General features: G+C 68.7%; 19 protein-coding genes. All 19 read right to left on the bottom strand.

Going from position 1 to position 13,267, the window contains the following annotated elements:
- Positions 1-40: 40 nt before the first annotated feature.
- Positions 41-484, bottom strand: a complete 444-nt coding sequence (gene rplM, locus EDD39_RS10400; RefSeq protein WP_014136251.1) for a 50S ribosomal protein L13 — start codon at positions 482-484, stop codon at positions 41-43.
- Between the two features lie 229 nt (positions 485-713).
- Entirely contained in the window at positions 714-2,372 is a 1,659-nt protein-coding gene (locus EDD39_RS10395) for an ABC-F family ATP-binding cassette domain-containing protein (RefSeq protein ID WP_123555017.1), read from the bottom strand.
- A 42-nt stretch (positions 2,373-2,414) separates the two neighbouring features.
- Entirely contained in the window at positions 2,415-3,332 is a 918-nt protein-coding gene (truA, locus tag EDD39_RS10390) for a tRNA pseudouridine(38-40) synthase TruA (protein WP_425269673.1), read from the bottom strand.
- Positions 3,333-3,425: 93 nt separating this feature from the next.
- Positions 3,426-3,899 carry a 50S ribosomal protein L17 gene (gene rplQ / locus EDD39_RS10385; RefSeq protein ID WP_123555015.1) on the bottom strand — a complete coding sequence of 158 codons (474 nt, stop codon included), beginning with the start codon at positions 3,897-3,899 and terminating at the stop codon, positions 3,426-3,428.
- Positions 3,900-4,033: 134 nt separating this feature from the next.
- Complete coding sequence (locus tag EDD39_RS10380) at positions 4,034-5,056, bottom strand: DNA-directed RNA polymerase subunit alpha (protein ID WP_030457404.1); 1,023 nt, start codon at positions 5,054-5,056, stop codon at positions 4,034-4,036.
- Between the two features lie 133 nt (positions 5,057-5,189).
- Complete coding sequence (rpsK, locus tag EDD39_RS10375; RefSeq protein ID WP_014136257.1) at positions 5,190-5,597, bottom strand: 30S ribosomal protein S11; 408 nt, start codon at positions 5,595-5,597, stop codon at positions 5,190-5,192.
- A gap of 72 nt (positions 5,598-5,669) precedes the next feature.
- The gene (gene rpsM / locus EDD39_RS10370; RefSeq protein WP_123555013.1) at positions 5,670-6,050 is read right to left on the bottom strand and encodes a 30S ribosomal protein S13; all 381 of its coding nucleotides are present in this window, start codon (positions 6,048-6,050) and stop codon (positions 5,670-5,672) included.
- Positions 6,051-6,228: 178 nt separating this feature from the next.
- On the bottom strand, positions 6,229-6,342 hold the full coding sequence (gene rpmJ / locus EDD39_RS10365; RefSeq protein ID WP_003956441.1) for a 50S ribosomal protein L36: 114 nt from the start codon (positions 6,340-6,342) through the stop codon (positions 6,229-6,231).
- Positions 6,343-6,377: 35 nt separating this feature from the next.
- Complete coding sequence (gene infA, locus EDD39_RS10360; RefSeq protein ID WP_003956442.1) at positions 6,378-6,599, bottom strand: translation initiation factor IF-1; 222 nt, start codon at positions 6,597-6,599, stop codon at positions 6,378-6,380.
- Between the two features lie 188 nt (positions 6,600-6,787).
- Entirely contained in the window at positions 6,788-7,222 is a 435-nt protein-coding gene (gene mscL, locus EDD39_RS10355) for a large conductance mechanosensitive channel protein MscL (RefSeq protein WP_123555011.1), read from the bottom strand.
- 120 nt (positions 7,223-7,342) lie between these two features.
- The gene (gene map / locus EDD39_RS10350) at positions 7,343-8,179 is read right to left on the bottom strand and encodes a type I methionyl aminopeptidase (RefSeq protein ID WP_123555009.1); all 837 of its coding nucleotides are present in this window, start codon (positions 8,177-8,179) and stop codon (positions 7,343-7,345) included.
- Positions 8,180-8,292: 113 nt separating this feature from the next.
- Complete coding sequence (locus EDD39_RS10345) at positions 8,293-8,952, bottom strand: adenylate kinase (RefSeq protein ID WP_030457407.1); 660 nt, start codon at positions 8,950-8,952, stop codon at positions 8,293-8,295.
- Complete coding sequence (gene secY / locus EDD39_RS10340; RefSeq protein ID WP_030457408.1) at positions 8,952-10,259, bottom strand: preprotein translocase subunit SecY; 1,308 nt, start codon at positions 10,257-10,259, stop codon at positions 8,952-8,954. Before secY ends, EDD39_RS10345 begins: the two co-directional genes overlap by 1 nt.
- A gap of 260 nt (positions 10,260-10,519) precedes the next feature.
- Positions 10,520-10,975, bottom strand: a complete 456-nt coding sequence (rplO, locus tag EDD39_RS10335; protein ID WP_123555007.1) for a 50S ribosomal protein L15 — start codon at positions 10,973-10,975, stop codon at positions 10,520-10,522.
- Position 10,976: 1 nt separating this feature from the next.
- Positions 10,977-11,159: a 50S ribosomal protein L30 gene (gene rpmD / locus EDD39_RS10330; protein WP_014136270.1), complete on the bottom strand. Its 183-nt coding sequence runs from the start codon at positions 11,157-11,159 to the stop codon at positions 10,977-10,979.
- Positions 11,159-11,779 (bottom strand): 30S ribosomal protein S5, encoded by a 621-nt coding sequence (gene rpsE / locus EDD39_RS10325; RefSeq protein ID WP_014136271.1) that lies wholly within the window; start codon positions 11,777-11,779, stop codon positions 11,159-11,161. Before rpsE ends, rpmD begins: the two co-directional genes overlap by 1 nt.
- 48 nt (positions 11,780-11,827) lie before the next feature.
- Positions 11,828-12,211: a 50S ribosomal protein L18 gene (gene rplR / locus EDD39_RS10320; RefSeq protein WP_014136272.1), complete on the bottom strand. Its 384-nt coding sequence runs from the start codon at positions 12,209-12,211 to the stop codon at positions 11,828-11,830.
- 3 nt (positions 12,212-12,214) lie between these two features.
- A complete protein-coding gene (gene rplF / locus EDD39_RS10315) occupies positions 12,215-12,754 on the bottom strand; it encodes a 50S ribosomal protein L6 (protein WP_030904898.1) in 540 nt (179 codons plus the stop codon).
- A gap of 22 nt (positions 12,755-12,776) precedes the next feature.
- Positions 12,777-13,184, bottom strand: coding sequence for a 30S ribosomal protein S8 (rpsH, locus tag EDD39_RS10310; protein WP_014136274.1), 408 nt, complete (start codon positions 13,182-13,184; stop codon positions 12,777-12,779).
- Between the last annotated feature and the right edge of the window lie 83 nt (positions 13,185-13,267).

Below are 13,267 nucleotides of genomic sequence, written 5' to 3'. Positions count from 1 at the left end.
CTCAGCTCTTCTACGTCAGTTGGGGTGTGGGTGGCCGGAATTACTGCGCGACCTGGGTGATCTCGAACGGCACCGGCTGCTGCGCAGCGTGCGGGTGCTGGTCGCCCGAGTAGACCTTCAGCTTCGAGAGCATCTGACGGCCCAGGCTGTTCTTCGGAACCATGCCCTTGATGGCCTTCTCGACGGCCTTCTCCGGGTTGTTCGCCAGCAGGTCGTCGTAGCGGACCGAGCGGAGACCGCCCGGGAAGCCGCTGTGGCGGTAGGCCAGCTTCTGGGTCTTCTTGTTGCCCGAGAGGTGCACCTTGTCGGCGTTGATGATGATGACGAAGTCACCAGTGTCAACGTGCGGCGCGTAGATCGCCTTGTGCTTGCCCCGCAGGAGGTTGGCGGCCTGGGAGGCCAGGCGGCCGAGCACGACGTCGGTCGCGTCGATGACGTGCCACTGACGCTGGACGTCGCCGGGCTTGGGGCTGTACGTACGCACGGTCGTAGCCTTCGCTTTTCAGTGAGTGGGTCCTGACAGGAGCACCAAGGCCCGGGGCCTCCAGCCGATCCGCCCGGACGCAATTCGGGCAGCCGCTGGAGTTCGGCCTGTCGTCTCCGGCGTACCGACCTCTCACGTGAGATAGAGCGAGCCAATACGCACAACAGCGGCCAACCTTACCGGGCCGGTGGGGCGGAATCCAAACCGGCCCGGCGGGACGGACCTCGGCTCAGCGGTCCCGGACCACCCGGGTCTCGTCCCAGACCGGCTCCGGGGCCTCGTAGACCCGGCCGTCCGAGCCGAACACCAGGAAGCGGTCGAAGCTGCGGGCGAACCAGCGGTCGTGGGTGACGCACAGCACGGTGCCGTCGAACGCCTCCAGGCCCTGCTGCAGCGCCTCGGCGCTCTCCAGGTCCAGGTTGTCGGTCGGCTCGTCGAGCAGCAGCGCGGTCGAGCCGGACAGCTCCAGCTTGAGGATCATCAGCCGGGCCTGCTGGCCGCCGGAGAGCGACTCGAACTTCTGCTCCTCCTGCCGGTCCAGCTCGTAGCGGCGCAGCGCGGACATGGCCGCGCCGCGGGAGAGCGCGTGCTCCTCCTCGACGATCGAGCGCACCGTGCGGCCGAGCAGTTCGGGGTGGGCGTGGGTCTGCCGGAAGTGCCCGGGCACGACCCGGGCGCCGAGCTTCCACGTGCCGCCGTGCTTGACCGTGTCGTCGCCGGCCAGCAGCCGCAGGAAGTGCGACTTGCCGGAGCCGTTGGAGCCCAGCACCGCGACCCGCTCGCCGTAGAAGACCTCCAGGTCGAAGGGCTTCATCAGGCCGGACAGCTCCAGGCCCTGCATGGTGAAGGCCCGCACGCCGGTGCGGCCGCCCTTGAGCCGCATGGTGATCGACTGCTCGCGCGGCGGCGCCTCGGGCGGGCCGGCGTCCTCGAACTTCTTCAGCCTGGTCTGCGCGGCCGCGTACCGGGAGGCCATCTCGTGGCTGACCGCGGCGGCCTGGCGGAGCGTCAGCACCAGCTTCTTCAGCTTGGCGTGCTCCTCGTCCCAGCGGCGGCGCAGCTCCTCGAAGCGCTCGAAGCGGGCCTTGCGGGCCTCGTGGAAGGTGTCGAAGCCTCCGCCGTGCACCCAGACGCTGGAGCCGGTCGCGCCGGACTCCACCGCGATGATCTTCTCGGCGGTGCGGGAGAGCAGCTCGCGGTCGTGCGAGATGTACAGCACGGTCTTGCCGGTGGCCTTGATGGCCTCCTCCAGCCAGCGCTTGCCCGGCACGTCCAGGTAGTTGTCCGGCTCGTCGAGCAGCAGCACCTCGTCGGGGCCGCGCAGCAGCGCCTCCAGCACCAGCCGCTTCTGCTCGCCGCCCGAGAGGGTGTTCAGGCCGCGCCACTGGGCCCGCTCGAACGGCATGCCGAGCGCGGCCGTCGTGCACACGTCCCAGTCGGCCTCGTACTCGTAGCCGCCGGCGTCCGACCAGTCGGAGAGCGCCTGGGCGTAGGCCATCTGCGACTTCTCGTCGTCCTGGGCGATCATCGCCAGCTCCGCGGCGTCCACCGCGCGGGCCGCGTCGGCGATCCGCTTCGGGGCGACGGAGACCAGCAGGTCGCGCACCGAGGCGTCGGCGGGCAGCGCGCCCGGGGCGTCCTCGGCGCTCTCCCGGCCGGTGGTGCCGACGAACTGCCGCATCACGCCCAGCCCGCCGGTGACCGTCACCGAGCCGCCGTGCGGCTGGGTGTCCCCCGCGATCATGCGCAGCAGCGTGGTCTTGCCCGCGCCGTTGGCGCCGACCAGCGCGACGGCCGCGCCCTCGCCGACCCGGAAGGACGCGTCGTCGAACAGCACCCGCCCGTCCGGCAGGTAGTACTCAAGGTGCGAAATCTCGACGTGTCCCATGCCTTCGGATTGTGCCAAGGCGCGCGCCGCCGACCAAACCCTTTACCTTCCGGGAGCACCCGCGGGGGCCGGCTCCCCCAGCGTCCGCAGCCGCCGCGAGATCCGGTTGCGCTCGGCGAGCAGTTCGTCGGCCGGGTAGCCGACCTCCTCCAGCGTCAGCCCGTGCGGCCGGATCACGTTGACCGCCGAGTTGCGCACCCCGCCCGCCAGCACCTCGCCCGGGAACTCCACCGGCCGGTGCCCGTCGCCGACCAGCAGCATCGCCCCGACCAGCGCGCGCACCATGTTGTGGCAGAACGCGTCCGCCCGCACGGTGGCCACCGCCAGCGAGCCCTCCTGGGCCGCGTACGGGTCGATCGGCACCCGGTCCCAGTGCAGTTCCAACAGGGTGCGGATGGTGGTGGCGCCCTCGCGCTTCTTGCAGTACGCGGCGAAGTCGTGCTCGCCGACCAGCAGCGCCGCCGCCTCGTTCATCTTCGCCAGGTCGAGCGGCCGGTCGTGCCACAGCACGTGCCCGCGCAGCAGCGGGTCGACCCCGCCGGGGTGGTCGGCCACCCGGTACGCGTAGCGCCGCCAGACCGCCGCGAACCGGGCGTCGAAGCCGTGCGGCGCCTCGGCGACCCGGTACACCCGGACGTCGGCGGGCAGCCGCCCGGCCAGCCGGCGCAGCAGCTTGGCGCCGTGCTGGGCCCACAGCGCGTCCGGCAGGTCGACGTGCGCGACCTGGCCGCGGGCGTGCACCCCGGCGTCGGTGCGGCCGGCCACGGTCAGCGGGAAGTTCTCCTCGCTGCGCAGCACGATCCGCAGCGCGTCCTCCAACTCGCCCTGCACGGTGCGCCGTTCGCGCTGCCGGGCCCAGCCGGAGAACTCCGCGCCGTGGTAGGCGAGGTCCAGCCGGATCCGGGTGTGCCCGTCCGCCGGGCCGTCCTTCACCGGCGGCAGCTCCGCGCAGTCGTTCACCACTCCAACTCCCCTGTCTCCCAGCTGAGATGCGAACGGGCCCGCTCCCCCGACGAGCGGGAGGGCGGGCCCGGACGAAGACTACGCGGAGGCTCAGGCCTCGGTGGTCTCGGCGGCCTCGTCGGCCTTCGCCTCGGCGGCCTGGTCGGCCTCCTTGACGGCGCGCTTGGCAGCGGCCTCGGCCTCGGCGACGGTCGCCTTGGTGGCGATCTCGCCCTCGACCAGCTCGATCACGGCCATCGGGGCGTTGTCGCCGCGACGGCCACCGATCTTGGTGATGCGGGTGTAGCCGCCGGGGCGGTTCTCGAACCGCGGGGCGATCTCGGTGAAGAGGGTGTGCAGCACCGACACGTCGGTGATGGTCTTGCGCACCAGGCGACGGTTGTGGATGTCGCCCTTCTTCGCCTTGGTGATCAGCTTCTCCGCCAGCGGGCGCAGGCGACGGGCCTTGGCCTCGGTGGTGGTGATGCGGCCGTACTGGAACAGCTCGCGGGCCAGGCCGGCCAGCAGGAGCGGCTCGTGGGACGGGCCGCCGCCGAGACGGGCACCCTTGGTGGGACGGGGCATGGTTACTCCTCGTATCTCCGACTACGGCCGTACCAGGTACCGCAGCGGGCGTGCGGACACTGTGCCCGCACGACTTTCATGGCCCCGGGGGCGATCCACTGGGAACCGCCCCCGGCGTCAAGACTTCAGGGAACTCAGTACTGCTCGGTCTCCGCGTAGCCCTGGTCGTCCAGGTCGTCGGCGCCGAAGGCGTCGGCGGCGGCGGTCGGGTCGAACCCGGGCGGGCTGTCCTTGAGGGCCAGGCCCATGCCGGCCAGCTTCGCCTTGACCTCGTCGATCGACTTCGCACCGAAGTTGCGGATGTCGAGCAGGTCGGCCTCCGAGCGGGCGACGAGCTCACCCACGGTGTGGATGCCCTCGCGCTTGAGGCAGTTGTAGGAGCGGACGGTGAGTTCCAGCTCCTCGATCGGCAGCGCCAGGTCCGCGGCCAGGGCGGCGTCCGTCGGGGACGGGCCCATGTCGATGCCCTCGGCGTCGACGTTCAGCTCGCGGGCCAGGCCGAACAGCTCGACCAGGGTCTTGCCGGCCGACGCCATCGCGTCGCGCGGACGCATGGCCGGCTTGGTCTCGACGTCGACGATCAGCTTGTCGAAGTCGGTGCGCTGCTCGACGCGGGTCGCCTCGACCTTGTAGGTGACCTTGAGCACCGGGCTGTAGATGGAGTCGACCGGGATGCGGCCGATCTCCTGGCCCGAGGCCTTGTTCTGCACGGCGGAGACGTAGCCGCGACCGCGCTCGACGGTCAGCTCCATCTCCAGCTTGCCCTTGCCGTTCAGCGTGGCGAGGACCAGCTCGGGGTTGTGCACCTCGACACCGGCCGGGGGCGCGATGTCGGCGGCGGTGACCACACCCGGGCCCTGCTTGCGCAGGTACATCACGACCGGCTCGTCGTGCTCCGAGGAGACGACCAGCTGCTTGATGTTCAGGATGAGGTCGGTGACGTCCTCCTTGACGCCCGGCACGGTGGTGAACTCGTGCAGGACGCCGTCGATCCGGATGCTGGTGACGGCGGCACCCGGGATCGAGGAGAGGAGCGTGCGGCGGAGCGAGTTGCCGAGGGTGTAGCCGAAGCCCGGCTCGAGCGGCTCGATCACGAACCGCGAGCGGAACTCGTCGACGACCTCTTCGGTCAGCGAAGGACGCTGAGCGATCAGCATGTTCTGGATCCTCCAGTTGTCTTCGGCACCCACTATTTGATGCCGATAGAACTCAAGCGTACGGGCTCCCGCGACAAACGGGAGCCCGTACGAGGTTTAAAACACCGATCGCCTGGTGACCCCAGGCGTCGCGTCAGACGCGGCGGCGCTTCGGCGGACGGCAGCCGTTGTGCGGGGTGGGGGTGACGTCCTGGATCGAGCCGACCTCCAGGCCGGTGGCCTGGAGCGAGCGGATCGCGGTCTCACGGCCGGAGCCCGGACCCTTGACGAAGACGTCGACCTTGCGCATGCCGTGCTCCTGCGCGCGACGGGCAGCGGCCTCGGCGGCCATCTGCGCGGCGAACGGGGTGGACTTGCGCGAGCCCTTGAAGCCGACGTGGCCGGCAGAGGCCCAGGAGATCACGTTGCCCGAGGGGTCGGTGATCGAAACGATGGTGTTGTTGAACGTGCTCTTGATGTGGGCGTGCCCGTGAGCGACGTTCTTCTTCTCCTTGCGGCGGATCTTCTTCGCGCCGGCAGCCTGACGACCCTTGGGGGGCATAAGTCTGTTCTCCTACTGAGGTGGTCGGTCCGCTGACCCGCGGGCCGGAGGGATGTCCGGTGACGGGACGGACTACTTCTTGCCCGGCTTCTTCTTGCCGGCGATCGCGCGACGCGGGCCCTTGCGGGTACGCGCGTTGGTGTGGGTGCGCTGGCCGCGGACGGGCAGACCGCGACGGTGGCGCAGGCCCTCGTAGCAGCCGATCTCGACCTTGCGGCGGATGTCGGCGGCGACCTGGCGGCGGAGGTCACCCTCGACCTCGAAGTTCGCGTCCACGAACTTCTGCAGCTTGACGAGGTCGTCCTCGGTGATGTCGCGCACGCGGATGTCACCGCTCACGCCGGTCTCGGCGAGGGCCAGCTGGGCGCGGGTCTTGCCGATGCCGTAGACGTAGGTGAGGGCGATCTCGATCCGCTTCTCGCGGGGGAGATCAACGCCGGAAAGGCGTGCCATTCAAGGCTCCTGTGGTTCTTCTCAGAGGTCTGACGTGCCGCCTACTCGCTGTCTCTCGACAGGGAGCCCCGGCCTCTGACCGGGGGTGGCAGTCCGTCCGGGACGGACGGATCGGGCGGCCCGCTTATGACGTTGGTGCGCGTCGCGCGAAGGTCCTACGAGAAATGCGGGGGGTGGATCAGCCCTGGCGCTGCTTGTGGCGCAGGTTGTCGCAGATCACCATGACCCGGCCGTGGCGGCGGATCACCTTGCACTTGTCGCAGATCTTCTTGACGCTCGGCTTGACCTTCATGATTCAGGTTCTCCGGGGTCTAGATCTGGCGGTTGTTACTTGTAGCGGTAGACGATCCGGCCGCGGGTCAGGTCGTAGGGGCTGAGCTCCACCACGACCCGGTCATCCGGGAGGATGCGGATGTAGTGCATGCGCATCTTGCCGCTGATGTGCGCGAGGACCTTGTGACCGTTCTGCAGCTCGACCTTGAACATCGCGTTCGGAAGAGACTCGATCACGGTGCCCTCGATCTCAATGGCGCCTTGCTTCTTAGCCATGAACTGCGAGATCCACCCTTCGGGTCCGGCTACCGTATGCGGAACGCTCGTGCGAACCAGGCTTCACCTCTGCCACGGGGGATTCCCCTGGGCTGAGGGCGTGCGGGAACACGCTACGAGAGAGCCGACGCACCATCGTAAACCAAGCACCGCACCGGAGCGAAATCAGCCCGGCACGGCGCCGGGGTTCAGTACTTCACGGCGACCTGCACCGGGATGACCGGCTCCACCACGGCGGTGCAGGCCGAGCAGCGGCGGGCGGCCTCGGGGATCTCGGTCAGGCACTCGGGGCAGGGGCGCTTGGGCACCGAGGGCTTCTTCGGCAGGTACCGGGCGGTGGCCTTGGAGACCGGCAGCACCACGCAGAAGTACAGCACCGCGGCGGTCAGCACGAACGCGATCAGCACGTTCAGGAACTGGCCGTACGGGAAGTGCACGCCGGCCACCGAGAAGGTGTAGGCGCTGAAGTCGCCGGCCGCGCCGACCACCACGCCGACCACCGGGGTGAGGAAGGCGGTGACGAAACCGGTCACCACGCCGGTGAACGCGGCACCGATGACCACACCGACGGCCATGTCGATGACGTTGCCGCGCATCATGAAGTCGCGGAAGCCCTTGAGCACTGTCTCTCCCCTGGGGTTGCTGCGGGTGTCAGCTGATGAAAATAGGACAAGGGGCCCGGAGGTCCAAACCCCCCGGCCCCGATCCGCCCGCGGTGAGAGAAGTCCCTCAGATCATCCGGATCAGCCCAGCGGGTCCGGCGCCGCGGTGACGCCCAGCTTGGCCAGCTCGGCCCGGCCCCCGTCGAAGGCGGTCAGCACCAGCGGGCCCTGCTCGGTGACGGCCACCGAGTGCTCCCAGTGCGAGGCCCAGGTGCCGTCGGTGGTGACGACCGTCCAGTCGTCCTCCAGCACCGCGGTGTGCGGGGTGCCGAGCGAGACCATCGGCTCGATCGCCAGCACGGTGCCCGGGACCAGCTTCATGCCCTTGCCGCGGCCGGCCACGTAGTTCAGCACGTGCGGCTCCATGTGCATCGCGGTGCCGATGCCGTGGCCGCCGTAGCCCTCGGTGATGCCCCACTTGCCCTTCGGCGGCAGCGGCTGGCGGCGGACGAAGCCCTCGATCGCCCGGGAGACGTCGACCAGCCGGTTGCCCTTCTTCATCTGGGCGATGCCGGCCCACATCGAGCCCTCGGTGACCTTCGACAGCATCACGTTCTCGGCGGCGGTCTCGCCGACCGCGACGGTGATCGCCGCGTCGCCGTGCCAGCCGTCCAGGATCGCGCCGCAGTCGATCGAGATCAGGTCGCCGGCCTTCAGCACCCGCTCGCCGGGGATGCCGTGCACGACCTCCTCGTTCACCGAGGCGCAGATCACCCCCGGGAACCACAGACCGCCGTGGTCGGCGCGGAAGTTGGAGGTGGCGCCGTGCTTGGCGATGACCGCGTCGGCGACGTCGTTCAGCTCGCCGGTGGTCACCCCCGGGGCGACCGCCTCGCGGGCGGCCTTCAGCGCCTCGGCGACGACCAGCCCGGCCGCCCGCATCTTGGCGATCTGCTCGGGGGTCTTGATCTCCACCATCTGGTCAACGCCTTCCACGTTCTGATTTCGGACTGCCCTCCACCGTACGACGCACGAGACGGCCGGGCCGCCCGCTTCGGGGCGACCCGGCCGTCTCACGACGCGTCGTGGCGTCAGGCGTTCTTGTTCTGCTCCAGGGCGGCGACCGCGCGCTCGGTCACCTCGTCCACCTTGCCGAGGGCGGAGATGGTGACCAGCAGGCCCTGCGCCTGGTAGTAGCCGATGATCGGCTCGGTCTTGGAGTGGTACTCCTCCAAGCGGACCCGGACGGCCTCTTCGGTGTCGTCCGAGCGCTGGTACAGCTCGCCGCCGCACTCGTCGCAGACGCCCTCGACCTTCGGCGGGTTGTACACCACGTGGAACACGTGGGCGCCGTCGTTGCGGCACAGCCGGCGACCGGCGATCCGCTTGACGACCTCGTCCTCGGGGACCTCAAGGTCCAGCACGCCGTCCAGCGCGATCCCGTTCTCGGCCAGGATGGCGTCCAGCGCCTCCGCCTGGCCCAGGTTGCGCGGGAAGCCGTCCAGCAGGAAGCCGCCTGCGGCGTCCGGCTGGAGCATGCGGTCCTTGGCCATCCCGATGGTGACCTCGTCGGGCACCAGGCGCCCGGCGTCCATGTAGGACTTCGCCTCGACACCCAGCGGGGTGCCCTGGCTGATGTTCGCGCGGAACAGGTCACCGGTGGAGATGTGGGGAATGGACAGGGTCTTGGCCAGAACGTGCGCCTGAGTACCCTTCCCGGCCCCGGGGGGTCCGACGAGGACGATTCGCATCAGCGGAGGAACCCTTCGTAATTGCGCTGCTGGAGTTGGCTCTCGATCTGCTTCACAGTTTCGAGTCCGACGCCGACGACGATGAGCACGGAGGTGCCGCCGAACGGGAAGTTGGTCTGCTGTCCGAAGGCGACCAGGGCGACCATCGGGATCAACGCGATGAGGCCCAGGTAGAGGGAACCCGGCCACGTGATGCGGGTGAGCACGTAGTTCAGGTACTCGGCCGTCGGCCGGCCGGCCCGGATGCCCGGGATGAAGCCACCATACTTCTTCATGTTGTCGGCAACTTCTTCGGGGTTGAAGGAGATGGCGACGTAGAAGAAGGCGAAGAAGACGATCAGCACGAAGTAGGTCGCCATGTAGACCGGGTGGTCACCCTTGACGAAGTGGTTCCGGATCCAGATCGCCCAGCTCGCCTGCGAGTTGGTCAGCTGCACCACCAGCGCCGGGATGTACAGCAGCGAGGAGGCGAAGATGACCGGGATGACGCCGGCCTGGTTGACCTTCAGCGGGATGTAGGTCGAGGTGCCGCCGAAGGACCGGCGGCCCACCATCCGCTTCGCGTACTGCACCGGGATCCGGCGCTGGGCCTGCTCGACGAAGATGACCAGGCAGACCACGATGATGCCGACCGCGATGACCGAGGCGAACTCGCCCCAGCCGTCCAGCAGCTTGCCGGACTCCTTGATCGCCCACATCGAGCCGGGGAAGCCCGCAGCGATCGAGGTGAAGATCAGGATCGACATGCCGTTGCCGATGCCGCGGTCGGTGATCAGCTCACCCAGCCACATGATGACGGTGGTGCCGGCGGTCATGATGATGACCATGGTGGCGATCCGGAAGATCGACTGGTTCGGCACGATGTTGCCGCCCTCGGGGCAGCCCGAGAACAGCGCACCGCTGGACGCGGTCGCCAGGATGCCGGTGCCCTGCAGCACCGCGAGGGCGATGGTCAGGTAGCGGGTGTACTGGGTGATCTTCGCGGTGCCGGCCTGCCCCTCCTTCTTCAGGGCCTCCAGCCGCGGGATGACCACGGTGAGCAGCTGCAGGATGATGCTGGCCGTGATGTACGGCATGATGCCGAGCGCGAAGATGGTCAGCTGCAGCAGCGCGTTGCCGCTGAACAGGTTGACCAGCCCGAACAGGCCTTCCTTCTGCCCGTTGACGCACGCGTGGACGGCCTGGAAGTTGATTCCGGGCATGGGGACGTGGGCGCCCAGCCGGAACAGCACCATGATGCCCAGCGTGAACAGCAGCTTCTTGCGCAGGTCGGGCGTCTGGAACGCCCGCGCGAACGCACTGAGCACGGTGCCTCCTGCGCCTCCCGCGCGTCGTCGGCGGAAGGGTCGGTCCTGATGTGGGGAAAGGGAACTTCACGGACTCTAACAGTGCCCGGGGGCCGGAAAGAAGCGCGTGCGGCCGCTCCCCCACGCATGGGGTACGGCTTGCCCGGGTTTGACACACAAATCGAGCGTGTGCAAGGGGTGCCAACGGCACCGGGCCCCGGCCCCCCTTTCGCAAGAGGGGCTCGGGGCCCGGTGTCTGTCCGTGCGTCAGATCGATCGCGTCAGAGCAGTTCGGTGACCGAACCGCCGGCCGCGGTGATCTTCTCGGCGGCGGAGCCGGAGACGGCGTCGACCGTCACCTGCAGCGCCACCGCGATGTCGCCCTGGCCGAGGACCTTGACGAGCTCGTTCTTGCGAACGGCGCCCTTCGCGATCAGGTCGGCCACGGTGACCTCGCCACCGTTCGGGTAGAGCTCGGCCAGGCGGTCCAGGTTCACGACCTGGAACTGCTTGTGGGCCGGGTTCTTGAAGCCCTTCAGCTTCGGCAGGCGCATGTGGAGCGGCATCTGGCCACCCTCGAAGCGCTGCGGAACCTGGTAGCGGGCCTTGGTGCCCTTGGTGCCACGACCTGCAGTCTTACCCTTGGAGCCCTCACCGCGACCAACGCGGATCTTGTCCTTCTTGGCACCCGGGGCGGGCTTCAGGTTGTGGAGCTTGATCGGCGAGTTGTCCGCCATTTCAGTCCACCTCCTCGACCGTGACGAGGTGGCGAACGGTGTGGACCATGCCGCGGATCTCCGGGCGGTCCTCCTTCACCACGGTGTCGTTCAGCCGCTTCAGGCCGAGCGAACGCAGGGTGTCACGGTGGTTCTGCTTGCTACCGATGTACGACTTGGTCTGGGTGACCTTCAGGCGAGCCATCAGGCGCTCACCCCAGCCGCACGGGCCCGGAGCAGCGCGGCCGGGGCCACGTCCTCCAGGGGCAGGCCACGACGGGCGGCGATCTCCTCGGGGCGCACGAGGCCCTTCAGAGCGGCCACGGTGGCGTGCACGATGTTGATCGCGTTGTCCGAGCCGAGCGACTTCGACAGGATGTCGTGAACGCCGGCGCACTCCAGGACGGCACGCACCGGGCCACCGGCGATAACACCGGTACCGGGGGACGCCGGCTTCAGCAGCACGACGCCGGCGGCCTTCTCGCCCTGGATGGGGTGCGGGATGGTGCCCTGGATACGGGGGACCTTGAAGAAGTTCTTCTTGGCCTCCTCAACACCCTTGGCGATGGCGGCCGGAACCTCCTTCGCCTTGCCGTAACCGACACCCACGGTGCCGTCACCGTCGCCCACCACGACCAGCGCGGTGAAGCTGAAACGACGACCACCCTTGACAACCTTGGCGACACGGTTGATCGCGACCACGCGCTCGACGTAAGCGGTCTTCTCGGCGACGGGGGCGCCGCCCCGGTCGTCACGCTTACGGTCGCGCCGCTCGCCACCGGTGCCGCCGCCGGCGCCGCTACCGCGGCGCTGGGGTCCAGCCATTGGAATTACCTCTCTCGTTTACGTCCGCCGACAGAGTCGACGAGCGGCTTAGAAGTCGAGCCCGGACTCGCGGGCCGCGTCCGCCAGGGCGGCGATGCGGCCGGCGTACCGGTTGCCCGCGCGGTCGAAGACGACCGACTCGACGCCGGCGGCCTTGGCGCGCTCGGCGACCAGGCTTCCGACCTTCTTGGCCAGCTCGGTCTTGTCGCCCTCGGTGCCCTTGATGGACACGTCGAGGGTGGACGCCGACGCCAGGGTGTGACCCTTGGCGTCGTCGATGACCTGGGCGACCATGTGGCGGTTCGAACGCGTCACGACGAGGCGCGGACGCACCTCGGTGCCGACGACGCGCTTGCGAACGCGAATGGCGCGGCGCTTGCGGGCGGCGTTCTTGTAGGCGTTGCCCTTGCCGATCTTGACAGAGACGCTCATCGCTTACTTACCACTCTTTCCGACCTTGCGGCGGATGACCTCGCCCGCGTACTTGACGCCCTTGGCCTTGTACGGGTCGGGCTTGCGCAGCTTGCGGATCTTGGCGGCGATCTCGCCGACCTTCTGCTTGTCGGTGCCGTCCACGTGGAACTTGGTGGGCGTCTCGACGACGAAGGAGATCCCCTCCGGCGCGGTGACCAGGATCGGGTGGCTGTAGCCCAGCGCGAACTCCATGTCGGAGCCCTTCGCCGTGACTCGGTAGCCGACGCCGCTGATCTCCAGCGACTTGCGGTAGCCCGCGGTCACGCCGGTGATCATGTTCGCCACCAGCGTGCGCGACAGGCCGTGCAGGGCCTTCGACTGACGCTCGTCGTTCGGGCGGGTGACGACCAGAGTGCCGTCCTCGCCCTTGCCGATCTCGATCGGCGCGGCGACGACGTGGGTGAGCGAGCCCTTGGGGCCCTTCACCGAGACCGTCTGGCCGTCGATGGTGACGTCCACACCAGCGGGAACCTGGATGGGCAGCCGTCCAATGCGCGACATTGCTGTACCTCCGTTTCCCGAATTACCAGACGTAGGCGAGAACTTCTCCGCCTACGCCCTTCTTGGCGGCCTGCTTGTCGGTCAGGAGGCCGGAGGACGTGGAGATGATCGCCACGCCCAGGCCGCCGAGCACCTTCGGCAGGTTGGTGGACTTTGCGTACACACGCAGACCCGGCTTGCTGATGCGCTTGATGCCGGCGATGGAACGCTCGCGGTTGGGGCCGAACTTGAGCTCGATGGTCAGCTTCTTGCCGACCTCGTTCTCGGTGGGCTCCTCAACCTTGTAGGAGGAGATGTACCCCTCCTGCTGCAGGATCTCGGCGACGTGCGCCTTGATCTTGCTGGCCGGCATCGCCACGGAATCGTGGTACGCCGAGTTCGCGTTACGCAGACGCGTGAGCATGTCTGCGATGGGGTCGGTCATGGTCATGGTGGCCTCAGGCCTCTCCCGCCGTGGTTTCTCCGCACCAGGTCCCCCTCCGCGCACTCGCTGGAGTGCGAAAGGGGCACAAG

It is taken from the genome of Kitasatospora cineracea (assembly GCF_003751605.1).
Lineage (GTDB): Bacteria > Actinomycetota > Actinomycetes > Streptomycetales > Streptomycetaceae > Kitasatospora > Kitasatospora cineracea.
The sequence above is the reverse complement of the archived record's forward strand: the minus strand, read 5'-3'. Positions and strand labels throughout refer to the sequence as shown.